General features: G+C 61.2%; 22 protein-coding genes. 9 read left to right on the top strand and 13 right to left on the bottom strand.

The window, feature by feature from the left end; all coding sequences use genetic code 11:
- Window positions 1–182 precede the first annotated feature (182 nt).
- Window positions 183–4,034, top strand: a complete 3,852-nt coding sequence (locus MOQ67_RS27420) for a sensor domain-containing protein (protein ID WP_026140186.1) — start codon at window positions 183–185, stop codon at window positions 4,032–4,034.
- Window positions 4,035–4,281: 247 nt separating this feature from the next.
- The gene (gene glyA / locus MOQ67_RS27425) at window positions 4,282–5,535 is read left to right on the top strand and encodes a serine hydroxymethyltransferase (RefSeq protein WP_017848268.1); all 1,254 of its coding nucleotides are present in this window, start codon (window positions 4,282–4,284) and stop codon (window positions 5,533–5,535) included.
- Window positions 5,536–5,721: 186 nt separating this feature from the next.
- Here glyA and yjiA read toward each other — a convergent pair whose 3' ends face one another.
- From yjiA to MOQ67_RS27440, 3 genes are all read right to left on the bottom strand, one after another.
- On the bottom strand, window positions 5,722–6,681 hold the full coding sequence (yjiA, locus tag MOQ67_RS27430; protein WP_198717311.1) for a GTPase: 960 nt from the start codon (window positions 6,679–6,681) through the stop codon (window positions 5,722–5,724).
- 156 nt (window positions 6,682–6,837) lie between these two features.
- The gene (locus MOQ67_RS27435) at window positions 6,838–7,035 is read right to left on the bottom strand and encodes a YbdD/YjiX family protein (RefSeq protein WP_017737420.1); all 198 of its coding nucleotides are present in this window, start codon (window positions 7,033–7,035) and stop codon (window positions 6,838–6,840) included.
- 15 nt (window positions 7,036–7,050) lie between these two features.
- The gene (locus MOQ67_RS27440; RefSeq protein WP_017848270.1) at window positions 7,051–9,117 is read right to left on the bottom strand and encodes a carbon starvation CstA family protein; all 2,067 of its coding nucleotides are present in this window, start codon (window positions 9,115–9,117) and stop codon (window positions 7,051–7,053) included.
- Between the two features lie 175 nt (window positions 9,118–9,292).
- On the opposite strand from MOQ67_RS27440, the gene MOQ67_RS27445 reads away from it, so the two are divergent.
- A complete protein-coding gene (locus tag MOQ67_RS27445) occupies window positions 9,293–9,661 on the top strand; it encodes a PilZ domain-containing protein (RefSeq protein ID WP_126588655.1) in 369 nt (122 codons plus the stop codon).
- A gap of 54 nt (window positions 9,662–9,715) precedes the next feature.
- Here MOQ67_RS27445 and radA read toward each other — a convergent pair whose 3' ends face one another.
- From radA to katB, 3 genes are all read right to left on the bottom strand, one after another.
- Window positions 9,716–11,083 (bottom strand): DNA repair protein RadA, encoded by a 1,368-nt coding sequence (radA, locus tag MOQ67_RS27450; RefSeq protein ID WP_017848272.1) that lies wholly within the window; start codon window positions 11,081–11,083, stop codon window positions 9,716–9,718.
- A 35-nt stretch (window positions 11,084–11,118) separates the two neighbouring features.
- The gene (locus MOQ67_RS27455; protein ID WP_046381982.1) at window positions 11,119–11,667 is read right to left on the bottom strand and encodes an ankyrin repeat domain-containing protein; all 549 of its coding nucleotides are present in this window, start codon (window positions 11,665–11,667) and stop codon (window positions 11,119–11,121) included.
- Between the two features lie 138 nt (window positions 11,668–11,805).
- Window positions 11,806–13,347, bottom strand: coding sequence for a catalase KatB (katB, locus tag MOQ67_RS27460; protein ID WP_126588656.1), 1,542 nt, complete (start codon window positions 13,345–13,347; stop codon window positions 11,806–11,808).
- Between the two features lie 287 nt (window positions 13,348–13,634).
- Between katB and mscL the strand changes: the two genes are divergently transcribed.
- A complete protein-coding gene (gene mscL, locus MOQ67_RS27465; RefSeq protein ID WP_017848275.1) occupies window positions 13,635–14,051 on the top strand; it encodes a large-conductance mechanosensitive channel protein MscL in 417 nt (138 codons plus the stop codon).
- Window positions 14,052–14,096: 45 nt separating this feature from the next.
- Here mscL and MOQ67_RS27470 read toward each other — a convergent pair whose 3' ends face one another.
- Entirely contained in the window at window positions 14,097–14,873 is a 777-nt protein-coding gene (locus tag MOQ67_RS27470; protein WP_198717312.1) for a ferredoxin--NADP reductase, read from the bottom strand.
- 400 nt (window positions 14,874–15,273) lie between these two features.
- On the opposite strand from MOQ67_RS27470, the gene MOQ67_RS27475 reads away from it, so the two are divergent.
- Together MOQ67_RS27475 and MOQ67_RS27480 are read left to right on the top strand one after the other, a co-directional pair.
- Window positions 15,274–15,984, top strand: coding sequence for a helix-turn-helix transcriptional regulator (locus MOQ67_RS27475; protein ID WP_046381979.1), 711 nt, complete (start codon window positions 15,274–15,276; stop codon window positions 15,982–15,984).
- A 169-nt stretch (window positions 15,985–16,153) separates the two neighbouring features.
- Window positions 16,154–17,278, top strand: coding sequence for a methyltransferase (locus MOQ67_RS27480; RefSeq protein ID WP_046482168.1), 1,125 nt, complete (start codon window positions 16,154–16,156; stop codon window positions 17,276–17,278).
- Window positions 17,279–17,346: 68 nt separating this feature from the next.
- On the opposite strand, the gene MOQ67_RS27485 is transcribed toward MOQ67_RS27480, so the two are convergent.
- The 3 genes from MOQ67_RS27485 to MOQ67_RS27495 are packed head-to-tail and all read right to left on the bottom strand — an operon-like array spanning window position 17,347 to window position 19,975.
- Window positions 17,347–17,514: a DUF2474 domain-containing protein gene (locus MOQ67_RS27485; RefSeq protein WP_017848279.1), complete on the bottom strand. Its 168-nt coding sequence runs from the start codon at window positions 17,512–17,514 to the stop codon at window positions 17,347–17,349.
- 12 nt (window positions 17,515–17,526) lie between these two features.
- A complete protein-coding gene (cydB, locus tag MOQ67_RS27490; protein ID WP_017848280.1) occupies window positions 17,527–18,534 on the bottom strand; it encodes a cytochrome d ubiquinol oxidase subunit II in 1,008 nt (335 codons plus the stop codon).
- A 1-nt stretch (window position 18,535) separates the two neighbouring features.
- Window positions 18,536–19,975, bottom strand: a complete 1,440-nt coding sequence (locus MOQ67_RS27495) for a cytochrome ubiquinol oxidase subunit I (RefSeq protein WP_017848281.1) — start codon at window positions 19,973–19,975, stop codon at window positions 18,536–18,538.
- 317 nt (window positions 19,976–20,292) lie between these two features.
- Here MOQ67_RS27495 and MOQ67_RS27500 point away from each other — a divergent pair, with 317 nt between their 5' ends.
- Window positions 20,293–21,531: an MFS transporter gene (locus MOQ67_RS27500; RefSeq protein ID WP_017848282.1), complete on the top strand. Its 1,239-nt coding sequence runs from the start codon at window positions 20,293–20,295 to the stop codon at window positions 21,529–21,531.
- A gap of 48 nt (window positions 21,532–21,579) precedes the next feature.
- Here MOQ67_RS27500 and MOQ67_RS27505 read toward each other — a convergent pair whose 3' ends face one another.
- A complete protein-coding gene (locus MOQ67_RS27505; protein WP_046482566.1) occupies window positions 21,580–22,026 on the bottom strand; it encodes a DUF4879 domain-containing protein in 447 nt (148 codons plus the stop codon).
- Window positions 22,027–22,248: 222 nt separating this feature from the next.
- Between MOQ67_RS27505 and MOQ67_RS27510 the strand changes: the two genes are divergently transcribed.
- Entirely contained in the window at window positions 22,249–23,544 is a 1,296-nt protein-coding gene (locus tag MOQ67_RS27510; RefSeq protein WP_017848284.1) for an NCS2 family permease, read from the top strand.
- A complete protein-coding gene (gene trmA / locus MOQ67_RS27515; RefSeq protein WP_017848285.1) occupies window positions 23,541–24,620 on the top strand; it encodes a tRNA (uridine(54)-C5)-methyltransferase TrmA in 1,080 nt (359 codons plus the stop codon). Before MOQ67_RS27510 ends, trmA begins: the two co-directional genes overlap by 4 nt.
- A 6-nt stretch (window positions 24,621–24,626) precedes the next feature.
- On the opposite strand, the gene MOQ67_RS27520 is transcribed toward trmA, so the two are convergent.
- On the bottom strand, window positions 24,627–25,064 hold the full coding sequence (locus MOQ67_RS27520; RefSeq protein WP_126588938.1) for a DUF2442 domain-containing protein: 438 nt from the start codon (window positions 25,062–25,064) through the stop codon (window positions 24,627–24,629).
- A complete protein-coding gene (locus tag MOQ67_RS27525; RefSeq protein WP_126588939.1) occupies window positions 25,061–25,489 on the bottom strand; it encodes a DUF4160 domain-containing protein in 429 nt (142 codons plus the stop codon). The genes MOQ67_RS27520 and MOQ67_RS27525 overlap by 4 nt, the downstream gene beginning before the upstream one ends.
- Window positions 25,490–25,742: the final 253 nt, after the last annotated feature.

Raw genomic sequence — 25,742 nt, forward strand, 5'->3', positions numbered from 1 at the left:
AGCCTGATTGTCTGGGGCTGGAACGCCCCCGCGTAACCGGCAAAGCTACCTGAATGCGCCAGGGCAGTCCAGCCAGGCAGGACTGGCACTTTGCCACAAGTCAAGGCATGCTAGCCGCCCTCCGGGCGCCCGGCTTATAGTGCATGTCGCGCGCCAGTCCAGCCAAACCGCAGGATCACAGTTTGTCCAACGTCACGCCGCCTACTCCCCTGCGCGCCGCTCACATAGCGCCGGGAGCGCCCCTGCACGGCACCCTCAAAGGCGCATTGGCGACGCTTGTCCTCATGTTGCTCGCGTTATTGTTCTGGCAACTGCTCGACCAACTGCAGCAGAACCAGAAAAACCAGCAGCAATACACCATCGACTACAGCGCCGACCTGGCGGAACAGATCAGCCTGAACATGGCCCTGAGCGCACAGATCGCGCTGAATCTGCTGCCGATGGTCGAGCCGCCGCGCAACGACGAACAGCAACAGGCGTTGATGCTCAGCTTGCAACGCTCTCTGCCGGAACTGCGCAGCTTCGCGCTGCTCGCCCCCAGCGGCGCGATGATCCGCGACACGGCCAAAGACAGCCAGGACAGCGACTTCCTCGAGGAACTGGTCAAGCGCAGCCATTCCCAGCCCTACTACCTGAGCAACGACAACAACGGCACCATCATCTATCTGCTGCTGCATCAGCCCAGTGGCGATTCGAAAATGTACTGGGCGCTGCGCCTGGCACCGAACTACCTGGCCAACCTTACCCGCCAGGATGGCCAGGGCCAGAGGCCGATGTGGGCCGTCGAGAATCGCCTGAACCACCACGTAGTCAGCCGTGACAGCGGCATGCCGACACAATTGGCCGCCGCCCTGACCCCGGACGAGTTGAAAAAAAGCGTGCTGGTCACGCCACTGAGCAAAAGCGACTGGCAACTGCGCGGCCTCTTCGACCGTAACGCCGTGCTGGAACAATTGCTGCCGGCGTTTATCGGCAAGTGCCTGCTGGGCCTGGCCTTCTCGTTGGTGCCGGTGATCGTGCTGTTGAATATGCGCCGCCGCCAGCGCCAGGTGAACGAAGGTCGGCGGCGTTATCAGGATATTTTCGAAGGCACCGGCGTGGCCCTGTGCGTGCTTGACCTGTCGGGGCTCAACGCGTTCTTCGACAAGGCCAAGATCCGCACGCGCGAGCAATTGCACGGGTGGCTGCAGGGCAACCCCGAAGCGCGTCGCCAGTTGCTCAAGGAACTGCGCGTCACCGAGGTCAACCAGGTGGCGGTGCGCCTGTTGAACGTCAGCTCGTGCGAGCAAGCCTGGGAACGCTTGATCGATGACTGCCCACGCAACGCCACGGCCATCGGCTATCAGGTGCTTGAGGCGGTGCTGACCCAACAGAACCAGTTGGAACTGGAAATCCAGCTCAACGATGTGCTCGGCAACAACCAATACCTGTGGCTGGTGATGCGCCTGCCGGAACAGCGCGACGACTTCAAGGCGGTGATCCTCAGCATCAGCGACATCACCAGCCGCAAGCTGATCGAACTGTCGCTGGTGGAGCGCGAAAGTTTCTGGTCGGACGTGGTGCGAACCGTGCCCGATCACCTGTATGTGCAGGATGTGATCAGCCAGCGGATGATTTTCAGCAACCACCACCTGGGCCACACCCTCGGCTATAACAAGGCCGAATTGCAGCAAATGGGCGAGTACTTCTGGGAAATCCTGCTGCACCCCGAGGACGCCGAGCATTACCACGACTTGCGCCAGCAGCAGCGCCAGGCCGGTTATTCGAACCAACTGCAATGCCAGTTGCGCTTTCGCCACCGCAACAATCAATGGCGCCGCTTCGATATCCGCGAGCAAGCCCTGGCCGGGGACAAGACCGCGCAGGTCACGCGCATCATCGGCGTGGCCAAGGACATTACCGATCAGATCGAGGCCAGCGAATCCCTGCGTGACAGCGAACAGCGCTACCGCATGCTGGCCGAAAGCATCAGCGACGTGATCTGCTCCACCGACAGCCGCCTCGCCCTCAACTACATCAGCCCCTCGGTCAACGCCGTGCTGGGGTATGACGTGGACTGGGTGTTCAAGAATGGCTGGCAGTCGATCATCGCCAACCCGCAGCAATTGGCCGGCATCTACAGCCTGGTCGAGCAAGTCAGCCGGGCCTTGGGCGACGCCGAGGCGCTGGCCAAGCTGCGCGATGACATCCACACCCAACTGTACCTGTTCGACTGCCTGCGCGCCGACGGGCGTAAAGTTCCGATCGAGCTGCGCCTGGTGCTGGTGTGGGACGAACACGGCGCCTTCGAGGGCATCCTCGGCGTCGGCCGCGATATCAGCCAGCAGCGCCGCGCCGAGAAAGACCTGCGCATGGCCGCCACGGTATTCGAGCACTCCACGTCGGCGATCCTGATCACCGACCCGGCCGGCTATATCGTGCAGGCCAACGAGGCGTTCAGCCGCGTCAGTGGCTACGCCGTGGCGGACGTGCTCGACCAGTTGCCGAACATGCTCACCGTCGACGAGCAGCAGGAAGCCCACCTGCGCTATGTGCTCAAGCAGTTGCACCAGCACAGCACCTGGGAAGGCGAAGTGTGGCTCAAGCGCCGCAACGGCGAGCATTACCCGGCCTGGGTCGGCATTACCGCCGTGTTCGACGATGAAGGCGACTTGGCCAGCTACGTCTGCTTCTTCAGCGATATCAGCGAGCGCAAGGCCAGCGAACAGCGCATCCACCGCCTGGCCTATTACGACGCCCTGACCCACCTGCCCAACCGCACGCTGTTCCAGGACCGCCTGCACACCGCACTGCAGTCGGCCGAACGGCAGAAGTCGTGGGTGGTGCTGATGTTCCTCGACCTCGACCGCTTCAAACCGATCAACGACTCCCTGGGCCACGCCGCCGGCGACCGCATGCTCAAGGAGATGGCTACCCGCCTGCTCGGTTGCGTGGCCGAAGACGACACCGTGGCGCGCATGGGCGGTGACGAGTTCACCCTGCTCCTGCAGCCGCGGATCAGCCGCGAAATGGCGTTGAACCGCGCGATTCACGTGGCCGAGCAAATCCTCGCCAGCCTGGTCAGACCGTTCGTGCTGGAAGGCCGCGAGTTTTTCGTCACCGCAAGTATCGGCATCGCCCTCAGCCCGCAGGACGGCAACGAGCTGAGCCAGTTGATGAAAAACGCCGACACTGCGATGTATCACGCCAAGGAGCGTGGCAAGAACAACTTCCAGTTCTACCAGGCCGACATGAACGCCAGCGCCCTGGAGCGCCTGGAGTTGGAAAGCGACCTGCGCCACGCCCTCGACCAGAACGAATTCGTGCTCTATTACCAGCCGCAATTCAGCGGCGACGGCAAACGCCTGACCGGCGCCGAAGCCTTGCTGCGCTGGCGCCACCCGCGCCGTGGCCTGGTGCCGCCAGGGGACTTCATTCCGGTGCTGGAAGAGTTGGGCCTGGTGGTGGACGTGGGCGACTGGGTGATCAGCGAAGCCTGCCGTCAGCTCAAGAGCTGGCACCAGAACAAGGTGCGGGTGCCGAAAGTCTCGGTGAACATCTCGGCGCGGCAATTCTCCGATGGTCAGTTGGGTGAGCGCATCGCCAGCATCCTTGAGGACACCGGCCTGCCGCCGGCGTGCCTGGAGCTGGAGCTGACCGAAAGTATCCTGATGCGCGAAGTCAACGAAGCCATGCAGATCCTCGCCAGCCTGAAAAACCTCGGCCTGAGCATTGCGGTGGACGACTTCGGCACCGGTTATTCGTCGCTCAACTACCTCAAGCAATTCCCCATCGACGTGCTCAAGATCGACCGTACCTTCGTCGACGGCCTGCCGTCCGGCGAGCAGGATGCGCAAATCGCCCGCGCGATCATCGCCATGGCCCACAGCCTCAACCTGGCGGTGATCGCCGAGGGCGTGGAGACCCATGAGCAACTGGACTTCCTGCGCGAGCATGGCTGCGATGAGGTGCAAGGTTATCTGTTCGGGCGGCCGATGCCGCCGAATCGGTTCGCGGCGCAGTTCAGCAATGATGCGCTGTTCATGTTCGACTGAGAGTTTGTGGTGAAGCCGGCGGCCCCATCGGGAGCAAGTCGAATCGTCGCACCGCCCCTCCCACACTTCGATTTGTGAATACATTCAAATGTGGGAGGGCGCTTGCTCCCGATGGCGGCGGCACAGTCCCCCCCCCCCCGCCAGATGAACACCACTTGTCCGCGACATGACGTCCTTTCATATGCCATCTAAAACCCATTAGGTTAGAATGCCTTCCTTTTCTGCCCCCCGATCCTTGAGGACCGCCATGTTCAGCCGTGATTTGACCATTGCCAAGTACGACGCCGATCTCTTCGCCGCCATGGAGCAAGAAGCCGTGCGCCAGGAAGAGCACATTGAGCTGATCGCTTCGGAAAACTACACCAGCCCTGCGGTAATGGAGGCTCAAGGTTCGGTTCTGACCAACAAGTACGCCGAAGGCTACCCAGGCAAGCGCTACTACGGCGGCTGCGAATACGTCGACGTGGTCGAGCAACTGGCCATCGACCGCGCCAAGCAACTGTTCGGCGCCGATTACGCCAACGTCCAGCCACACGCCGGCTCCCAAGCCAACAGCGCCGTGTACCTGGCCCTGCTGCAAGGCGGCGACACCATCCTGGGCATGAGCCTGGCCCACGGCGGTCACCTGACCCACGGCGCCAGCGTTTCGTCCTCCGGCAAGCTGTACAACGCCGTTCAATACGGTATCGATGCCAACGGCCTGATCGACTACGACGAAGTCGAGCGCCTGGCGGTCGAGCACAAGCCAAAAATGATCGTGGCCGGTTTCTCTGCCTACTCGCAGATCCTCGACTTCCCACGTTTCCGCGCCATCGCCGACAAAGTGGGCGCGTACCTGTTCGTCGACATGGCCCACGTGGCCGGTCTGGTCGCCGCTGGCGTCTACCCGAACCCGGTGCCGTTCGCTGACGTGGTCACCACCACCACCCACAAGACCCTGCGCGGTCCGCGTGGCGGCCTGATCCTGGCGCGCGCCAACGCCGAGATCGAGAAGAAGCTCAACTCTGCAGTATTCCCAGGCTCCCAAGGCGGCCCGCTGGAACATGTGATCGCCGCCAAAGCGGTCTGCTTCAAAGAAGCCCTGCAGCCTGAGTTCAAGACTTACCAGCAACAAGTGGTGAAAAACGCCAAGGCCATGGCCGAAGTGTTTATCGCACGCGGTTTTGACGTGGTATCCGGCGGGACTGAAAACCACCTGTTCCTGCTGTCGCTGATCAAGCAGGACATCTCCGGTAAAGATGCTGACGCCGCCCTCGGCAAAGCCTTCATCACCGTGAACAAAAACTCCGTGCCGAACGACCCACGTTCGCCGTTCGTCACCTCGGGCCTGCGTTTCGGCACCCCGGCCGTGACCACTCGTGGCTTCAAGGAAGCAGAGTGCAAGGAACTGGCCGGCTGGATCTGCGACATCCTGGCTGACCTGAACAACGACGCCGTGATCGACGCGGTCCGTGAGAAGGTCAAGGCCATCTGCAAAAAGCTGCCGGTGTACGGCGCTTGATTGCAGTTGCTTGAATAAAAAGCCCGGCTCTTGAGCCGGGCTTTTTTATGCAGATCAGGATTTGGAATATCGGCCAATGTGGGAGGGGGCTTGCCCCCGATGGCGGTGGGTCAGTCGACACATGTATGGCTGACACACAGCTATCGGGGGCAAGCCCCCTCCCACATTTTTGATCGTATTTCCAAGTTAGGCTTGATAGACCTTCGCAAAACCCTCGCGAATCTTGTCTTCCGGCAACTCATCGGCAATAAACACGATCACACTCTCCCGCGTTTCGCCCTCGGCCCATTCGGTATCCCAATCGAAACCGTAGAGCTTCAGCACGCCCTGGAACACCATGCGCCGATCTTCCCCGGCGATGTTCAGCACGCCCTTGTAGCGCAGCAGTTGCTTGCCGTGGTCTTCCAACAACTCGTTCATGAACTCGCTGAGGCGGTCGATATCCAGCGGCTGTTCGGTGCGCAGCACCAGGCTGGAGATGCGGTCGATGGACGGCGCGGTGCTGACCGGGCGCAGGTTCATGCCGGCGTTGAGGTTGAAGCCGCGCACGTCGAGCAGCTCGGCCAGGTCGATGGCGCCGTGGTCGACCACGCGAATCGGCGCGCGGCGGTTGATGCGGGTCAGGCGCTGGCTGAGGGCATCGAAGCTAGCGTCGTCCACCAGGTCGCGCTTGCTCACCAGCAGGCGGTCGGCAAACCCGATCTGTGCCTGGGCGATGGTTTGGGTCAGGTGTTGCTCGGCGTGGGCCGCGTCCACCAGGGTGATGATGCCGTCGAGGATGTAGCGCTCGCGCAGCTCTTCATCGATGAAAAAGGTCTGGGCCACGGGGGCCGGGTCGGCCAGGCCGGTGCATTCGATCACCAGGCGGTCGAAGGCGATTTCGCCGCTGTCGAGGCGCTCCAGCAGCAGGTACAGGGCTTTGGTCAGATCGGTGTGGATGGTGCAGCACACGCAGCCGTTGGACAGGGTCATGACTTGCACGGGCTCGTTGCCCAATAGCTGGGTGTCGATACCGGCGTCGCTGAATTCGTTTTCGATCACGGCGATTTTCAAGCCGTGCTCGGCTTTGAGCAGGTGACGCAGCAACGTGGTCTTGCCGGCGCCGAGGAAACCGCTGAGGACGGTGACGGGAATGGGAGAGGACAAAGACAGTTCTCCTGAAAATGGGGAGGTAAAAACAACTGTAGGAGCGCGCTTGCTCGCGAAGAACGTCAACGATAACCCGTGCTATCTGGATGCACGTGGTGTCCTTGCGTTGTTCGCGAGCAAGCTCGCTCCTACAGGTAAAGCGGTTTTACCAACTTAACAGCACTTGGGCCCACCCTTGCCGCCGTAACGGGCTTCCTGGCGTTCCCGGAAGAACGTCTTGTAGTCCATCATCGGCTTGTCCGGGTGTTTGGTTTGCATATGCTCGACGTAAGTGTCGTAGTCGGGCATGCCGACCATCAGGCGCGCGGCCTGACCGAGGTATTTACCGAGGCGACTGATGTCATTGAACATGGCTGCAATCCTCGATCATGCGTCCGGTACGGCCTGGAACGGGGCTTCTTTATCCGTGCGCTCTTTGTTGCCCCAGGCGGCGACGCCGACTTTGAGCGCATAGAACAGGATACTGAAGACCACGAACAGGAACAGCGCCGTCAGCGTTGCGTTGGTGTAGGCGTTCCAGATCACATGCTGCATCTGGTCGATGCTCTTGGCCGGGGCGAGGATCTGGCCGTTGGCCAGCGCATCGCTGTACTTCTTCGCCAGCGACAGGAAGCCGATCGCCGGGTTGGCGTCGAACAGCTTGATGAAGCCCGCCGTGGTGGTGCAGATCAGCAGCCAGACGGCCGGCAGCATGGTCACCCAGATGTAGCGTTGGCGCTTCATTTTGATCAGCACGACGGTCGCCAGCATCAGCGCGATACCTGCCAGCATCTGGTTGGAGATACCGAACAGCGGCCACAAGGTGTTGATGCCGCCCAGCGGGTCGATCACGCCTTGATACAACAGGTAACCCCACATCGCCACACAACCGGCGGTCGCGATCAGGTTGGCCGTCCAGGACTCGGTGCGCTTGAGCGCCGGCACGAAGGAACCCAGCAGGTCCTGCAGCATGAAGCGCCCGGCACGGGTACCGGCGTCGACGGCCGTCAGGATGAACAGCGCTTCGAACAGGATCGCAAAGTGGTACCAGAACGCCATGGTGTTTTCACCCGGCAGCACACTGTGCAGGATCTGCGCGATACCCACCGCGAGCGTCGGCGCACCGCCGGCACGAGCCAGCACGGTGGTTTCGCCGATGTCATGGGCAACGGCCGACAGCGCCTCAGGCGTAATCGCAAAGCCCCAGCTGCTGACGGTTTGAGCGACGGTGACCACGTCCGAGCCGACGATCGCCGCCGGGCTGTTCATGGCGAAGTACACACCCGGCTCGATCACCGAAGCGGCAACCATCGCCATGATGGCCACGAACGACTCCATCAACATGCCGCCATACCCGATGTACCGGGCGTGGCCTTCACTGGCCAGCAACTTCGGCGTGGTGCCCGAAGAGATCAGCGCGTGGAAGCCCGAGACCGCACCGCAGGCAATGGTGATGAACAGGAACGGGAACAGACCGCCCTTCCACACCGGGCCGGTGCCATCGATGAACTGGGTCAGCGCCGGCATTTTCAGGTCGGGCATGGTCACCAGGATACCGATGGCCAAGGCGACGATGGTGCCGATTTTGAGGAAGGTCGACAGGTAGTCACGCGGGGCCAGGATCAGCCACACCGGCAGTACCGCCGCGACGAAACCGTAGCCGATCAGCATCCAGGTGATCTGGATGCCGGTGAAACTGAAGACCTTGGCCCAGACCGGGTCGGCGGCAATCTGCCCGCCCAGCCAGATCGAACCGAGCAACAACAGCACGCCGACGATCGAAATCTCACCGATGCGGCCCGGGCGGATGTAGCGCATGTAGATGCCCATGAACATCGCGATCGGGATGGTCGCCATCACCGTGAAGATGCCCCACGGGCTTTCGGCCAGGGCCTTGACCACGATCAGCGCCAGCACCGCGAGGATGATGATCATGATCAGGAAGCAGCCGAACAGCGCGATGGTCCCGGGAATGCGGCCCATCTCTTCGCGGACCATATCCCCCAGGGAACGGCCGTTACGACGGGTAGACAGGAACAGCACCATGAAGTCCTGCACCGCACCGGCCAGTACCACACCGGCGATCAGCCACAGGGTTCCGGGCAGATAACCCATTTGCGCCGCCAGCACCGGGCCGACCAAGGGGCCAGCACCGGCAATCGCCGCAAAGTGGTGACCGAAAAGGATGTGTTTGTTGGTCGGTACGAAGTCCAGACCGTCGTTATTGACCACTGCGGGGGTGGCCCGTCGTGGATCGAGTTGCATCACGTTATTGGCGATGAACAGACTGTAGTAGCGATAGGCGACCAGATAGATCGCCACTGCTGCGACGACGATCCACAAGGCATTGATCGCCTCGCCGCGGCGCAGGGCCACTACGCCCAGGGCGCACGCACCTACTATGGCCAGTACCAGCCAGGGTAAGTGGCGTAGCAGGCTATTATTATTTTTCATTTTTTGTATTCCAGCCAGGGTGGACAGAAAGGACAACCAGCTCGAGTTTAGCGCTACTGGCCTTAAAGGCCAGCCCCCTACATTGGTCTAGAGCCTTCCCATGGCAAAAAAAGCAGAAATAACGCCTCAATAATGGCGTAGGGCTACAATCCCTTCATCCACAGAGGGTTTCACCATGACCGAACATGCGTCTGACCGCCGTCGTTTTCGCCGGATTGCCTTTGATGCCAAGACTGAACTCCGGCAGAACGGTCGGAAATGGTCGGTGCAACTGGTGGACTTATCGCTGAAGGGCTTGTTGGTGCAGAAACCGACGCCCTGGCACAGCATCGGCACCGAGTCGTTCGATGTGGATATCCACCTGGATGCCAATACCGATGTGCAGATGCAGGTCAGGCTGACCCATGACCAGAGCGGTCACCTGGGGTTTGAATGCGAGCACATCAGTCTGGAATCGATCAGCCATTTGCGACGCTTGATCGAGTTGAACCTGGGGGATCAGGCAGAACTGGAGCGGCAGTTGGGCGCGCTGCTGGAGCACTGACCACCGGTGGGAAGGGGCTTGCTCCCTCCCACATGTGTACTGCGGTGTTGCGGGCTACTCGAAAAGTGCATCCAACGCCTGCTCCAGCCGCGTCACCGCGATCACCTGCAACCCCGGCGGCGCTTCCTTCGGCGCGTTGCCCTTGGGCACGATCGCGCGCTTGAAGCCGTGTTTGGCCGCTTCCTTCAAACGCTCCTGACCGCTGGGCACCGGGCGCACTTCGCCCGACAGGCCGACTTCGCCAAACACCAACAGGTCGTGGGGCAGCGGCCGGTTGCGCAGGCTGGACATCACCGCCGCCATCAACGCCAGGTCGGACGCGGTCTCCAGCACCTTGACCCCGCCCACCACGTTAAGGAACACGTCCTGGTCATGGGTCGGGATGCCGCCGTGCCGGTGGAGTACCGCGAGCAGCATCGCCAGGCGGTTCTGGTCCAGGCCCAGGGTCACTCGACGCGGGTTGGCCAAATGGCTGTCGTCCACCAGCGCCTGCACTTCCACCAGCATCGGCCGGGTGCCTTCCCACGTTGCCATCACCACACTACCGGGGACTTCTTCCTGGGCACGGGTCAGAAAAATCGCCGAGGGGTTGGAGACTTCTTTCAGCCCGCGGTCGGTCATGGCGAATACGCCCAGCTCGTTCACCGCACCGAAGCGGTTCTTCACGGCGCGCAGCAAACGCAAACGGCCATCGGACTCGCCTTCGAAATACAGCACGGTGTCGACCATGTGCTCCAACACCCGTGGCCCGGCCAGCGCGCCTTCCTTGGTCACGTGACCGACCAGGAAAATCGCCGTGCCGCTCTGCTTGGCATAGCGCACCAGCAGCGCCGCGCTCTCACGCACCTGGGACACGCCGCCCGGGGCCGATTGCAGTTGTTCGGTGAAAATCGTCTGGATCGAGTCGATCACCATGACCTTGGGCTTTTCGATCCGCGCAGTGGCGATGATGCTTTCGATGCAGGTTTCGGTCATCACCCGCAGTTGGTCCTGGGGCAAGCCCAGGCGGCGTGCGCGCATGGCCACTTGTTGCTGGGATTCTTCGCCGGTGACGTACAACGCCGGCATGCGGCTGGCGATGCTGCACAGGGTTTGCAACAGGATGGTCGACTTGCCGATACCGGGGTCGCCGCCGATCAGAACCACCGAACCGTCCACCAGGCCACCGCCCAGCACGCGGTCGAGCTCACCGGACGCGGTGGAGAAACGCGGGACTTCCTCGACGCTGACTTCGGCCAGGGTCTTGATCTGCGCCTGTTGCCCGGTCCAGCCGGCACGGCCGCTGGGGGCCGCGGCGCCGCCGCTTTCGATCATGGTTTCGGTGAGGGTGTTCCACGCCCCGCACTCGGTACACTGGCCGGCCCACTTGGGAAAGGTCGCGCCGCACTCGGTGCAGCCGTACATGCGCTTGGCCTTTGCCATTTGAGAACCTCCAACCGAAAAACCGCGATGATAGCTCAGCGCGGCGCCGGGGTCCGGATTTCACCGCTGGCCAATCGTGAAGCACTGTTGCCGATCGGGTCTTCGGCATTCAGGTCGGCGCCTTTGGCCTTCAATTCGTCGAGCAGTTCGAGACGCTTGAACAGCCCGGCGTACATGGCGGCGGTCTGCCCGGCGCCGTTGCGCTGGTCGGGGTTGCAGTCGGTGGCCAGCAGGCGCTGGGCAATCTTCAGCTCGCCCTTGAAAATCGCGCCCATCAGCGCGGTGTTGCCGCGCTTGTCCTGCACACAGGCATCGGCGCCGGCGGCGAGCAGACGTTCAACGTAGGCGCTTTCGCCGTGGTAGGCGGCGAGGATCAGTGCGGTGTAGCCCTTGTCGTCCTGGGTATTGAGGGGGAAGCCGGCGTCGATGAAGGTATCGAGCATGGGCAGGTCGCCGCGACGTGCGGCATCGAAATAGTAGCCTTGCAATTGCGCCTTGAGCGCCGCTGCGTCATTGGGCGCAGGCTGCCCGGCAACCCCGCTCAGCGACCAGCAGGCCAGCAGCGCGCCGATGAAGGTACGCATTGATTCAACTCCTCTACAAAGCCCTTGTAGGAGCGAGCTTGCTCGCGAAAAACGTCAACGATGACGCGTGCATCCTGGATGCACGCGTTGCCTGGCAGATCTTCGCGAGCAAGCTCGCTCCTACAGGGGGGGGTGGGGTTAGTCGGTGAGTTTTTGTGCCAGCGCTTTCACGCGGGCCAGGTCACCTTTGGCGACCTTGGTCACGCCGGCGCCGTATTCCGGGTCGGCTTTATAGAGGAAGGACAGGATGATGTGCTTGCTCTCGTCGTCGGTGGTGGCCAGGGAGCCGCCGAAGTTGTCGATCAAGTCCTGACGTTCTTTCTTGCTGTAGGAGCGATACAGATCACCGGCCTGCTTGAAGTTCTGCTCACGCTGGATCTTCGCCTGCTGGGTACTGCCCGCCAGCGGCGACTGGCTGTAGCGCGCGGTTTGCGGCTCTTCCCGTGGCAGCAGGCGGCTTGGCTGGTAGTTCACGCCGGTGCTGGTCTTGGCGGAATTCATCGCGCCGTCCTGGTTGCCGTTGTTGACGGTAACCCGTGGCGCGTTGATCGGCAGTTGCAGGGCGTTGGCGCCCAGGCGGTACATCTGCGTGTCGGCATAGGAGAACACTCGGCCTTGCAGCAGGCGGTCTTCCGACGGCTCGATGCCCGGCACCAGATTGGCCGGGGCCATGGCCACTTGCTCGGTTTCCTGGAAGACATTGGCCGGGTTGCGGTTCAACACCATCTGCCCGACTTTGCGCTCGGGTATGCCGGGCCAGATCTTGGTGGCGTCCAGCGGGTCGAAATCGAACTTGGCCAGTTCCTCAGGTTTGAGCACCTGCACGTACAAGTCCCACTTGGGGAAGTCGCCCTTGTTGATATGGGTGACCAAGTCATTCGTCATATGGCTGTAGTCACGGCCCTGCACCTCAGTGACTTGCTTGGGATCAAGATTCTTGATGCCTTGCAGGCTCTTCCAGTGGAACTTGACGTAATGCACTTCGCCCTTGGCGTTGATCAACTTGTAGGCATGTACGCCGTTGCCGTCCATTTCGCGGTAACTGGCCGGCGTGCCGGAGTCGGAGTACAGCTCGGTCAGGGTGCGGGTGGCTTCGGGAACATGGGAGAAGAAGTCGAAACGACGCGAGTCATCATCCAGGTTAGTGCGCGGGTCGGGTTTGAAGGCGTGGACCATGTCCGGGAACTTGATGGCGTCTCGGATAAAGAACGTCGGGAAGTTGTTGCCGACCAGGTCCCAGTTGCCGTCGGCGGTGTAAAACTTGGTGGCGAAGCCGCGAGGGTCGCGCAGGGTTTCCGGGGAGTGATTGCCGTGTACCACCGCCGAGAACCGCACGAATACCGGGGTTGCCTCACCGGCGGCGAAAACTTTGGCCTTGGTCAGGTCGCTGAGGTTATCGGTGACGGTAAACGTGCCGTGAGCGCCGGTGCCACGGGCATGTACCACGCGCTCGGGGATGCGTTCGCGGTCGAAGCGTTGCAGCTTCTGAATCAGTTGCACGTCTTGCAGCAGCACCGGGCCGTTGGCGCCCGCGGTTTGCGAGTTCTGGTTGTCGCCGACGGCGGCACCATTGTCACGGGTCAGGTTGGCGGCCTGCACAGACAGCGAAAGCAGGCTGACGGTTGCCAGCACCAGCGCATGTCGCGCCAGAACGGGCGCGCGGCTCATTGGGTTGTTCATCGGGGTTTCCTCTGGTTTTTTTAATGCACATTCAGTTGTGCTTGCCAGAGGCTAGTGACCCGCGAGTCAGAAGATAAATAGAAAAACCCCAACGGGTCGATTGAGAAAATAATCTGGTAACTCACTGAAGTCGCGGGTATTTCGCGCGCGATTGATGGCACTTTGCAAACTATTTGCGATTTAATGTGTCGATAAAAACCGACAGTGTTAACAGTTGTGTCAGGCAAGCCCGCTACGACTGACTTACACTGACTTCCACCCTTCTCATCTGTAACAAGGAATAACCTATGGGCGTGATCAGTGAGTTCAAGGCCTTCGCGGTCAAAGGTAATGTGGTCGACATGGCCGTCGGGATTATCATCGGCGCCGCCTTCGGCAAAATTGTTTCCTCGTTTGTAGGCGACGTGGTGATGCCACCGATCGGTCTGTTGATCGGCGGTGTGGACTTCGCTGATCTGGCGGTGACGCTCAAGGCTGCGCAGGGCGATGTCCCGGCGGTCGTGCTGGCCTACGGCAAGTTCATCCAGAGCGTGATCGACTTCCTGATCGTCGCGTTTGCGATCTTCATGGGGGTGAAGGCCATCAACCGCCTGAAACGCGAAGAAGCCGTGGCCCCCAGCCTGCCGCCGACGCCGAGCAAGGAAGAAGTGTTGCTGGGTGAGATCCGCGATCTGCTCAAGGCACAGAACGACAAACCGCAATAAGCCGTATCGGTTTGAACGAAGGCGCCTCCAGGGGCGCCTTTTTTGTTACCAGTAGTTCTCCACCGCCACCTGGCCGGGGCGCCGGGACAGGCTCAATTGCATATCGCGTTGTTTGAGCAACTGACGGGTGTCGTCGATCATTTGCGGGTTGCCGCAAATCATCACGCGCGAATGCGCTGGGGTCAGCGCGACGCCGGCTGCGCGCTCCAGCTCGCCATTCGCGATCAGGGTGGTAATGCGCCCGTGCAGCGCACCGGGGTGCTGCTCGCGGGTGACCAGCGGCAGATAGGTCAGCTTGTGGGCGTACTCGGCCAGGTACTCACGCTGCGCCAGCCCCTGGATCAGCGACTGATAGGCCAGCTCCCTGGCTTCCCGGGCGCTGTACACGAGGATGATGCGCTCGAATTTTTCCCAGACCTCGAAGTCCTGCAGGATCGACAGGAACGGCGCCACTCCGGTGCCGGTGCCCAGCAACCATAAGTCACGACCATCGACAAACCGGTTCAGGGTCAGGAAGCCTGTGGCCTGACGCTCGACCATCAACGTATCGCCGACGCGCAGACGGCTCAGCTCGCTGGTGAACTCGCCACCGGGCACCACGATCGAGAAAAAATCCAGGTACTCATCAAACGGCGACGACACCACGGAGTACGCGCGCCATACCGTGCTGCCATCGGCCTTGGTCACCCCCAGGCGCACGAACTGGCCGGCGGTGAACCGAAAGCCCGGGTCACGGGTGGTGCGCAGGGTGAAGAGGCTGGGGGTCAGCGATTGCACGTCGAGCAGGGTCTGGCGGGTAAATTTCTCAGCACTGGCCGTCATGGGGAGCTCCGTTCTACAGGTGCCCTAGTGTCCCCCAAAGTCACGTGCGGAAACACCCGTAGTCGGTAGTGGCATTGTGAATAGAGCAAAAACCCCACAAGTTGATGGCTATTTAATTGCACTGCTAAACATTTGGCTATTAGTCCAAGACACATCACAACATCGCCCCATAGTGCGATTGTCAGTGACGCACTACAGACGCTAAAACCCACTAAAAAAGGGCAAAACTTCGCAAAAAGTTGCGGACGGAAGTTGCACACCTGCTTAAAGAGTCTTAGAACACGACGAACAAGAACGAAAATTTCCGCTGCAAGTGTAGTCCATGTCCTACACTAATTTGCGTGCAACATTGGGGGCCAGGACGTACCCAAGTCACAAAGAACTCCATGGAGATTTTCCGATGGTCAACTGGCGCAATACACGACTCCCTAAACTGGAAGGCGAGGACAAGATCACCAGTGTATTTGAAATGGTAATCAACAAAACCTACGAGCTTGGCTTCCAATTCTGTTCCTTCACGATGAGTTCACAACGACCCACACACCCATGCAAACCGATTTGCCTCAACAACTACCCAAATGAATGGAACTCCCTGTACGACCAGGCCCACTTTTTCGACGTAGACCCGGTTGTCACCCACTGCAAACGTTGCGTATTACCGATCGTCTGGGAGGAAAAAGTGTTCGGCGCCGCGCCGAATTTGTGGGAACTGGCCCGGTCCTCTGGCGTGCATCTGGGGTGGACCCAGGCGGTCCACGATTTCCAGGGCGTGTTCAGCATGCTGACCCTGGGACGCAGCAAGGGCGAGGTCAGCCCGGAAGAGCTGTACGAAAAGGCCGGCCAGGTATTGTGGCTCTGTCATGCGATGCATGCGGTGGTCGCACAGAAATATGCCGACAAGCCCAACGCGCCTTCGGCCTGCAAATTGACACCACGGGAGACAGAAATCCTCAAATGGTCAGCCCTGGGCAAAACGGCTGCCGATATCGCCGCCATACTGTGCCTGTCGGAACGCACCATTGGTTTTCATCTCAAAAGCATCTTCACCAAAATGGGCGTCAATAACAAAATCGCTGCGGTGCTCTGTGCCTCGAAAGCAGGCTTGTTTTAACCCGCTTTGAAACACCGCATGTAATCACTCCAAAAAAAAAGTAACATTTACGGCCAACTCTGAGTGTTGACGCAGCCCCTCGGTGCCGCCTCGCAGTTCACTCAGACGGTTCCGCCGGCCGCCACAGCGCCTGCCGAACACCCATCGATTACCCAGAGCCTCCCCCGCCATGCCCCTGCTCGAAAGCCCGTTCGCCCAGCTCGATCTGATCCGCCAACCCGAGCAGCACAATGATCCGCTGCAGGCCTTCGACGCCGCCGACGAGTATCTGCTCAGCTACCTGGCCGAACAGCAACCGAACGCCGCAACTCGCGTGCTGGTGCTTAACGATAGCTTTGGCGCATTGGCCGCCAGCCTTGAGGGCCATGTGCAGGTGACATCCAGCGGCGACTCGTTTCTCGCCGCCCAAGGCCTGGAAAAAAACCTGCTGCGCAACGGCAAGGCGTTCGATGCGGTGTCGTTCATCCCCGCCAGCCAAGTGCCTGTCGGGCCATTCGACCGGGTGCTGATCCGCGTGCCGAAAACCCTGGCGCTGCTCGAAGAACAGTTGATCCGCCTGCAGGGCCAACTGGCGCCGGGCGCTGAAGTTATCGCCGCAGCGATGGTCAAGCATCTGCCACGGGCCGCCGGTGAATTGCTGGAGCAGTACATCGGGCCGATGCACGCGTCCCTCGCGCTCAAAAAGGCGCGGCTGTTGATCGCCACCGTTGGGGAGCGCCCGGCCGCCGTCTCGCCCTACCCCACCCGTTACGCCTTGGACACTCCAGCCATCGCCCTGCTCAACCACGCCAACGTGTTCTGCCGCGAAAGCCTGGACATCGGCACCCGCGCCTTCCTGCCACACTTGCCCACGGGCCTTGGCAGTGCGCGAGTCGCCGACCTGGGTTGCGGCAATGGCGTACTGGCGATTGCCAGCGCCCTGCAGAACCCGGACGCGCATTACACCTTGGTGGACGAGTCCTACATGGCCGTGCAATCGGCCGCCGAGAACTGGCAAGCGGCCCTGGGTGATCGCGAGGTCATCGTCCGCGCCGACGATGGCCTGGCCGGGCAGGCACCGCAATCGTTGGATGTGGTGCTGTGCAATCCACCGTTCCACCAGCAACAGGTGGTCGGCGACTTCCTCGCCTGGCGCATGTTCCAGCAGGCGCGCGAAGCGTTGGTGGTCGGCGGCGCCCTTTATATAGTCGGCAACCGTCACCTGGGTTATCACAGCAAGTTGGCGCGGCTGTTCCGGGGCGTCGAGCAAGTGGCCGCCACGCCCAAATTCGTCATTCTCAAAGCGCGCAAATAAAAAAAGACCCCGCCCCTCCAAAGAGGGGCAGGGTCAAAAACCGTGCCGCAAGGCAACGGGATGGGATGTCAGTGCGTGGTCAGGCCGGCCGCGCTCATGAACAGGCGCATCAGGCTGGCCACGATGAACAGGGCCAGCACGCTGCCGCTCCAGATCATCGCCAACCAACCAAGGCGCCGCCACAGCGGTTGCTTCTCAGCCTGTTCAATCTCGTGCAACGAAGGTTTGCCGGACATGAAACGACCCTCCTAGTGATAACCGTCTTCATGGGTGACCTTGCCGCGGAACACGTAGTAGCTCCAGAAGGTGTAGCCCAGGATGAACGGGATGATGAACAACGTGCCCACCAGCATGAAGCCCTGGCTTTGCGGCGGCGCGGCAGCGTCCCAGATCGATACCGACGGCGGGATGATGTTCGGCCACAGGCTGATCCCCAGGCCGCTGTAGCCGAGGAAGATCAGCACAAGCGTCAGCAGGAACGGCGTGTAGTGCGCGTTGCGCGCCACAGCGCGGATCAGCCCGTACATGGTCACCAGCACCAGGATCGGCACCGGCAGGAACCAGAACAGGTTCGGCAGGGTGAACCAGCGCGAGGCGATTTCCGGGTGCGATAGCGGTGTCCAGATACTCACGATACCGATCACCGCCAGCACCACGAAGGCCAATGGCCGCGCCAGGTTGTGCATCTGCTCTTGCAACTTGCCTTCGGTCTTCATGATCAGCCAGGTGCAACCGAGCAACGCGTAGGCCACGATCAGCGCCACGCCGCAGAACATCGTGAACGGCGTCGCCCAATCCAGTGAGCCACCGGCAAACTGGCGATCGACCACCGGGATGCCGTCGATGAACGCACCCAACGCGACGCCCTGGAAGAACGTGGCCGCCAGCGACCCGCCGATGAACGCCTTGTCCCACAGGTGACGCTTGTGGTCCTTGGCCTTGAAGCGGAATTCAAAGGCCACGCCGCGAAAGATCAGCCCGATGAGCATCAGCATCAGCGGCAGGTACAACGCCGACAGCACCACCGAATAGGCCAGCGGGAACGCGCCGAACAATGCCGCGCCGCCCAGTACCAGCCAGGTTTCGTTACCGTCCCAGACCGGGGCGACGGTGTTCATCATTACGTCACGGTCGGTCTTGCCGGGGATGAACGGAAAGAGGATGCCGATGCCCAGGTCGAAACCGTCCATGACCACGTACATCATGATGCCGAAGATGATGATCACGGCCCAGATCAGCGGAAGATCAATACCCATCTCAATGCCCCTTATGCTGGAGGTCGACGTGATCGTCATCGCTGCCGTCATCGGCCGCCGACAACGGCCGCGCCGGTGTGCGTTTCTGGCCTGGGCCACCGTGGGTTGGCTCGATGCCGTCGTGGGCCACCGGGCCTTTGCGCACCAGGCGCATCATGTAGCCCAAACCGGCGCCGAACAGCGCGAAGTACACCACCACGAACAGCACCAGGGTGATGCTCATCTGCGCCAGGCTATGCCCGGAGGACGCATCCGCAGTCCGCATCAGCCCGTAGACCACCCACGGCTGGCGGCCGATCTCGGTGGTGAACCAACCGGCGAGAATCGCGATCAAGCCGGACGGGCCCATCCACAACGCCAGGTACAGGAACGGCCGGGACGTATACATCTTGCCGCCCCGACGCAGCCAAAGGCTGAACAGGCCGGTGAAGATCATCAGGAACCCCAGGCCGACCATGACCCGGAACGACCAGAACACGATGGTCGAGTTGGGGCGGTCCTCAGGCGGGAACTCCTTGAGCGCCGGTACCTGTTTGTCCAGGGAGTGGGTCAGGATCAGGCTGCCGAGGTAGGGAATTTCCACCGCGTACTTGGTTTTTTCCGCCTTCATGTCGGGCCAGCCGAACAGGATCAGCGGCGTCGGCTCGTTGCCGATGTTTTCCCAGTGGCCTTCGATCGCGGCGATTTTCGCCGGCTGGTGCTGCAGGGTGTTGAGGCCGTGGAAGTCACCGATCACTGCCTGGATAGGCGCGACGATCAGGGCCATCCACATGGCCATCGACAGCATCTTGCGGATCGCCGGGTTGTCCTTGCCGCGCAGCAAATGCCAGGCCGCCGAAGAACCGACGAAGAACGCCGTCGCCACAAACGCCGCCGTGGCCATGTGCATCAGGCGGTAGGGGAACGAGGGGTTGAAGATCACGGCCAGCCAGTCCGTAGGGATCACGCGGCCGTCAATGATTTCAAAGCCCTGGGGAGTCTGCATCCAACTGTTGGAGGCGAGAATCCAGAAGGTCGAAATCAGCGTGCCGACGGCCACCATCACGGTCGCGAAGAAGTGCAGCTTGCGCCCCACCTTGTTCCAGCCGAACAGCATCACGCCGAGGAAACCGGCCTCGAGGAAGAAGGCCGTGAGTACTTCATACGTCAGCAGCGGCCCGGTGACGGAGCCGGCGAAGTCCGAGAAGCGGCTCCAGTTGGTGCCGAACTGGTACGCCATGACCAAGCCGGAGACCACACCCATGCCGAAGTTGACGGCAAAGACCTTCGACCAGAAATGGTAGAGGTCACGGTAGGTATCGTTATGGGTCTTGAGCCACAAGCCTTCCAGCACCGCAAGGTAACTCGCCAGGCCGATGGTAATCGCCGGGAACAGAATGTGGAACGAGATAGTAAACGCGAACTGAATTCGGGCGAGATCTAGCGCCTCCAAACCGAACATAAGTCTTCCTCTGTCAGGTAATACCGAATGCTGGCTGGAGGCCGCATCCACTGCCCCCACGGATATGGAGTGTGGCGAATTTCAATTCGTTTCTTTTTTTACCAACCACGTAGGGAGTCAGGCCTTGCGGCCGCCAGAACAAATCCTGAAATAGCTTTGATCTGGATCAATCACAGTCAAAAGAGTAGTCCCATTTTGGTAATTGGCTTGTGTGGTCTTTTGCCGCGTGACAGCTTGCCTCAGCGCAGTTTCTGCAACTGTTTGTTACAGCTTGATGCTAATCTCGGGCTTCCCTACCGCGCTGGCCCGAACTCCCGATGCCCAATGAACCCGCGTTGCTGTTGCGTCACCACCGCCCTTTCATCGCGTTCTGGCTGGCGCGGATCTTCACCGCCAGCGGCTTCCAAATGCTCACCGTGGCCATCGGCTGGAACCTCTATCAACTGACCGGCAACGTGCTGGACCTCGGCCTGGTCGGCCTGGTGGAATTCGTTCCCCGCGTGCTGTTCATGCTGCACACCGGGCATGTGGCCGACCGCTATGATCGGCGCAAGGTGGCGGCCATCTGTCAGACCGTGCAGGCGCTGATTGCCGTGTCCCTGGCCATTGGCGGCCTGACCGGCAATGTGACCCGCGAGATGATCTTTATCCTCGCCTTCCTGCTCGGCGCCGCGCGCTCCTTTGAAATGCCCACCACCCAAGCGCTGCTCCCGAGCATCGTGCCCAGCACGCTGTTCCCGCGCGCCGTGGCCTCGTCGCAATCGGCCCAGCAACTGGCAACCATCGTCGCCCCGGCCCTCGGCGGTTTGCTCTATGCGTTCGGCAGCGTGTGGGTGTATGGCCCGACCGTGGTGCTGTACCTCATTGCCTGCACGCTGACCCTCAACCTGCCCGCGCGCCAGACGCCGCTGAACAAGGCCAAGGCCACGATGGACTCGCTGCTGGCCGGGATTCGCTTTATCCGCAGTCGCCCGGACATCCTCGGAGCGATTTCCCTCGACCTGTTCGCCGTGCTGCTCGGCGGTGCCACCGCGTTGCTGCCGGTGTTCGCCAAGGACATCCTGCTGACCGGCGCCTGGGGCCTGGGCCTGCTGCGTTCGGCGCCGGCGGTGGGCGCGCTGTTGATGTCGTTGTGGCTGGCGCGCTTCTCGGTCGACCGGCACGTGGGCCGTGTGATGTTTACCGCCGTCGGGGTGTTCGGGGTGGCGACCATCGCTTTCGGCCTGTCCACCTCGTTCTGGTTTTCCCTGGCGGTGCTGGTGGTGCTGGGCGCGGCCGACATGATCAGCATGGTGATCCGCGCATCCTTCGTGCAATTGGAAACCCCGGACGACATGCGCGGGCGGGTCAGTGCGGTCAACGGCCTGTTTATCGGCGCGTCGAATCAACTGGGCGAGTTCGAATCCGGGATCACCGCCCACTGGTTCGGCACCGTGCCCGCCGTGGTCATGGGCGGGATCGGCACGTTGGTGGTGACCGGGACGTGGATCAAACTGTTCCCGACCCTGGCTCACCGCGACCGCATGCATGTGCCGCTGGACGAAGCCAAGGGCTGAACCTCACCACCAGCCGCTGCGGATATCCGTGACGTTCAGGGCCATTGATCAGCGGATATTGAGCTGGGTATTCAAGGTATTTCGCGGCGCGTTGATCGACGTGTTGCTGTATTCGAACCAGCCTTGGGCTTCGACATTCAGGTCGAACACATAGATGTAGCCCATCAACGTGCCCGCGCCATTGCAGGCCTGGCTGACGTTGCCGACCTGGCACACCGCAGTGCGTTGCCCGTTGAGTACCGCGCCATTGAAGCGCCCCATCGGGTTGTTGCCCAGGCCAACCTCCATCACCGACACCTGGGTAGGCCCACGGTGCGTACACATCTGTGTGCTCTGGGAGCGCTCCGGAATCGTTTCCACACACCCGGCCGACTCGACCTTGAACACCCGCACCTCGCTCAAGGCCGGTGCAGTCGCGCCCCACGCCGGTGCCGCACCTAACCACGCGCTGATACAAGCGATCAGAGCTAGACTCCACCGGTTGGCTTTTTTCATGCTGTCGATGACCCTGAATTAAACATCGGCGCAGTATGCCTCAAGGCCATGATTCACAGCCATGCGCCACAAAGCCAAGCCCGTGCGCCACACGGCCTCGGCTGCTGGTATGATGCGCCGCTTTTTCCGATCCTCTCTGAAACCACAGGCGCTTGGCGCAATTTGTGCTTTGACTTAGAGGTCAACAAATAACGACGCAACATAGCGTCACAGGGAGCAGGCATGCTGGAAAAGCTGTTTCAACTCAAAGCACACAACACGAACGTGCGAACCGAGATCCTCGCGGGCATCACGACATTCCTGGCCATGGCCTACATTTTGTTCGTGAACCCGAGCATCCTCGGCGAAACCGGCATGGACAAGGGCGCAGTGTTCGTCGCCACCTGCCTGGCAGCAGCCATCGGTTCGACCGTGATGGGCTTGATCGCCAACTACCCGATCGCGCTGGCGCCGGGCATGGGCCTCAATGCCTTCTTTACCTACACCGTGGTCCTGCACATGGGCCATACCTGGCAAGTGGCGCTGGGGGCGGTGTTCATTTCGGCGGTGCTGTTCTTCATGCTGTCGATCTTCCGCATCCGTGAATGGATCATCAACAGCATCCCCCTGCCCCTGCGCTCGGCGATTGCTGCCGGTATCGGCCTGTTCCTGGCGCTGATCGCCCTGCACAACGCCGGGATCGTGGTGAGCAACTCGGCCACCATGGTCGGCCTGGGCGACCTGAAACAACCGGCACCGATCCTCGCCGCCCTCGGTTTCGCGCTGATCGTCGCGCTGGAAGCCCTGGCGGTACGCGGCGCGGTGCTGATCGGCATCCTGGCGGTGACCATTGTCTCCATTCTGCTCGGCGTGACCCCGTTCGGCGGCGTGACCTCGATGCCACCGTCCCTGGCCCCGACCTTCCTGCAGCTGGATATCAAGGGCGCGCTGGACATCGGCCTGGTCAGCGTGATCTTCGCGTTCCTGTTCGTCGACCTGTTCGACAACTCCGGCACCCTGATCGGCGTGGCCAAGCGCGCCGGGTTGATGGACAAGGATGGCCACATGCCGAAAATGGGCCGTGCGCTGATCGCCGACAGCACCGCCGCCATGGCCGGTTCGCTGCTGGGCACCTCGACCACCACCAGCTACATCGAATCCGCCGCGGGCGTGAGTGCCGGTGGCCGCACCGGTTTGACCGCGGTCGTGGTCGCGATCCTGTTCCTGCTGGCGCTGTTCTTCTCGCCACTGGCCTCCAGCGTACCGGCCTTCGCCACTGCACCGGCGTTGCTGTTCGTGGCCGTGCTGATGACCTCGGGCCTGGCGGAAATCGACTGGGATGACATCACTGTTGCAGCGCCGGTGGTGATCACCGCCCTGGCGATGCCCTTCACTTACTCCATCGCCAACGGCATCGCCTTCGGTTTCATCGCCTGGACCGCCATCAAGCTGCTTTCGGGCCGCTACCGTGAGCTGAACCCGGCGCTGGTGATTCTGTCGATTCTGTTTGTGATCAAGCTGGGCTGGTTCAACGCATGACTTTTGACGCCGCAAGCTACACCGTTCAACTGCAAGACAAGGTCACGCGCTTGCGTGACCTGCTGGCACCGTTCGACGCGCCACAGCCTCAGGTCTTCGACTCGCCCCTGCAGAACTTCCGCCTGCGCGCGGAATTCCGCCTGTGGCGCGAAGCAGGGGAACGCCACTACGCAATGTTCTCCCAGGACGACAAGCGCACGCCGATCCTGATCGACGAGTTCCCCATCGCCAGCCAGCGCATCAACCAGTTGATGCCGCAGCTCAAGGCCGCCTGGCAAGCCAGCGCCGCCCTGAGCCACAAGCTGTTCCAGGTGGAGTTCCTGACCACCCTGGCCGGCGACGCGATGATCACCCTGTGCTATCACCGCCCGCTGGATGAGCACTGGCACACCGCCGCGAACCAACTGGCCGCCGACTTGAACGTGAGCATCATCGGCCGCTCCAAGGGCAAACGCGATGTGATCGGCCATGACTACGTGGTGGAAAAACTCGACGTCGGTGGCCGCACCTTCAGCTATCGCCAACCCGAAGGCGCCTTCACCCAGCCCAACGGCACGGTGAACCAGAAGATGCTCAACTGGGCATACGACGCACTCGGCGATCGCCCGGACGATCTGCTGGAGCTGTACTGCGGCAACGGCAACTTCACCCTGCCGCTGGCCACCCGCGTGCGCAGCGTGCTCGCCACCGAAATCAGCAAGACCTCGGTGAACGCAGCCCTGAGCAACCTCGATGAAAACGCAGTGGATAACGTCACCCTGGTGCGCCTCTCCGCCGAAGAACTCACCGAAGCGCTGAACGACGTGCGCCCGTTCCGACGCCTGCACGGCATCGACCTGAAAAGCTACGAATTCGGCAGCGTCTTCGTCGACCCGCCGCGCGCCGGCATGGACCCGGACACCTGCGAACTGACCCGGCGCTTCGACAACATCCTCTACATCTCCTGCAACCCGGAAACCCTGGCGGCGAACATTGCGCAACTGCATGACACGCACCGGATTACCCAATGCGCGATGTTCGACCAGTTCCCATGGACGCACCATATGGAGTCCGGGGTGCTGTTGACCCGTCGATAACCTCCCTTACGGTTCCTTGCGCGGCCGACCGCCCTTCTTGCCATTGGCTCGGGCGGCGGCGGATTTGGCCGCGCTGCTTTTGCGGCCGTTGTGCGACGCCACCAGGCTCACGGCCAGATCCATCAAGGGCTGGCTGGTCGCAATCAGGCCGGTGATGGAAACATGCAGGTCGCGGGCTTCACAGCACAGCGCCTTGCCGCCAAAGCCGACCTCCAATTGCTCGAAGTCCTGCGTGGAAAACCCTTCGAACTCCGGAAGACCGGCCACCGGCAACATGATGCGACTGCCATCGCTGAAGCCGATGGAGATGCAGTCATCCTCGTAACGCACCGAGCAGGCATTGGCGTACACACGCTTCAGTTTGCGCCCCCGCACTATGGCCTTATCGATATCGGCCTCAGTGATCGGTACATCGGGCAAGCTTTTGGCTTTTACGATTTTCATAGATCAATCTCCACACAATCTGGCGCCCTGACCAGATTCAAAAGGGTTCGCTGCCCCGCCACATCGTGTCGGGCGTTTGCAATCACATAGACGCCACGCCGAATGATCAACCCCGGCACCACCTCGTCGGCGTCCCAATCCCAGGAATGGTTCTCCAGGCAAACCGTTTGCAGTTTTTCCCACCAGATCCTTCGTACACGAGCCAGGACGTGTCGCTGCATCAACGTCTGGCGAATGCCCTCCAGAATCCCGGGGGGTGGCCGCCGCCGTTCGGGGTCTACATCCCAAAGCTCCACTCGCCCATCCAGAAAGCTGAAACGAAAACGCGCATCCCATTGCTTTCCCCTGAAATGCACGTGAGGCGGGCAATGCTCATCCCTGAGAAACACCGCAATCACATGTCCTTTGTAAGTGCCTACTTTCATCGTAACCCATCCGTTAGGTTATTTTCCGCCGGGTAACACTTTTCCATGCATCACCCGACAACCGGCTCCTTGATCAGGGCGTTTTTCACAGCGTAGTAACAGCGGGCAAACCGTCGAATACGGTCTTGTAACGACTCATGGCAGCACCTGGAAATGCCCGGTCTCACTGATTAACGGTTCGATAATCGAACACATCTACCGCCATCGATTGACCAAATTAACCATTCAGTACATTTTATCCGCACAACGAACA

It is taken from the genome of Pseudomonas sp. LY-1 (assembly GCF_053502595.1).

Excerpts from the sequence above, each read along its gene's own strand:
- MOQ67_RS27445 (WP_126588655.1), top strand. The coding sequence starts at position 9,293 with ATGACCGAACATGCGTCTGACCGCCGTCGTTTTCGCCGGATTGCCTTT.
- MOQ67_RS27505 (WP_046482566.1), bottom strand. The coding sequence starts at position 22,026 with ATGAAAAAAGCCAACCGGTGGAGTCTAGCTCTGATCGCTTGTATCAGC.
- MOQ67_RS27510 (WP_017848284.1), top strand. The coding sequence starts at position 22,249 with ATGCTGGAAAAGCTGTTTCAACTCAAAGCACACAACACGAACGTGCGA.
- MOQ67_RS27485 (WP_017848279.1), bottom strand. The coding sequence starts at position 17,514 with ATGTCCGGCAAACCTTCGTTGCACGAGATTGAACAGGCTGAGAAGCAA.
- MOQ67_RS27520 (WP_126588938.1), bottom strand. The coding sequence starts at position 25,064 with ATGAAAATCGTAAAAGCCAAAAGCTTGCCCGATGTACCGATCACTGAG.
- katB (WP_126588656.1), bottom strand. The coding sequence starts at position 13,347 with ATGAACAACCCAATGAGCCGCGCGCCCGTTCTGGCGCGACATGCGCTG.
- cydB (WP_017848280.1), bottom strand. The coding sequence starts at position 18,534 with ATGGGTATTGATCTTCCGCTGATCTGGGCCGTGATCATCATCTTCGGC.
- MOQ67_RS27455 (WP_046381982.1), bottom strand. The coding sequence starts at position 11,667 with ATGCGTACCTTCATCGGCGCGCTGCTGGCCTGCTGGTCGCTGAGCGGG.
- glyA (WP_017848268.1), top strand. The coding sequence starts at position 4,282 with ATGTTCAGCCGTGATTTGACCATTGCCAAGTACGACGCCGATCTCTTC.
- MOQ67_RS27495 (WP_017848281.1), bottom strand. The coding sequence starts at position 19,975 with ATGTTCGGTTTGGAGGCGCTAGATCTCGCCCGAATTCAGTTCGCGTTT.
- radA (WP_017848272.1), bottom strand. The coding sequence starts at position 11,083 with ATGGCAAAGGCCAAGCGCATGTACGGCTGCACCGAGTGCGGCGCGACC.
- MOQ67_RS27525 (WP_126588939.1), bottom strand. The coding sequence starts at position 25,489 with ATGAAAGTAGGCACTTACAAAGGACATGTGATTGCGGTGTTTCTCAGG.
- MOQ67_RS27500 (WP_017848282.1), top strand. The coding sequence starts at position 20,293 with ATGCCCAATGAACCCGCGTTGCTGTTGCGTCACCACCGCCCTTTCATC.
- trmA (WP_017848285.1), top strand. The coding sequence starts at position 23,541 with ATGACTTTTGACGCCGCAAGCTACACCGTTCAACTGCAAGACAAGGTC.
- mscL (WP_017848275.1), top strand. The coding sequence starts at position 13,635 with ATGGGCGTGATCAGTGAGTTCAAGGCCTTCGCGGTCAAAGGTAATGTG.
- MOQ67_RS27470 (WP_198717312.1), bottom strand. The coding sequence starts at position 14,873 with ATGACGGCCAGTGCTGAGAAATTTACCCGCCAGACCCTGCTCGACGTG.
- MOQ67_RS27480 (WP_046482168.1), top strand. The coding sequence starts at position 16,154 with ATGCCCCTGCTCGAAAGCCCGTTCGCCCAGCTCGATCTGATCCGCCAA.
- MOQ67_RS27440 (WP_017848270.1), bottom strand. The coding sequence starts at position 9,117 with ATGAAAAATAATAATAGCCTGCTACGCCACTTACCCTGGCTGGTACTG.
- MOQ67_RS27475 (WP_046381979.1), top strand. The coding sequence starts at position 15,274 with ATGGTCAACTGGCGCAATACACGACTCCCTAAACTGGAAGGCGAGGAC.
- MOQ67_RS27435 (WP_017737420.1), bottom strand. The coding sequence starts at position 7,035 with ATGTTCAATGACATCAGTCGCCTCGGTAAATACCTCGGTCAGGCCGCG.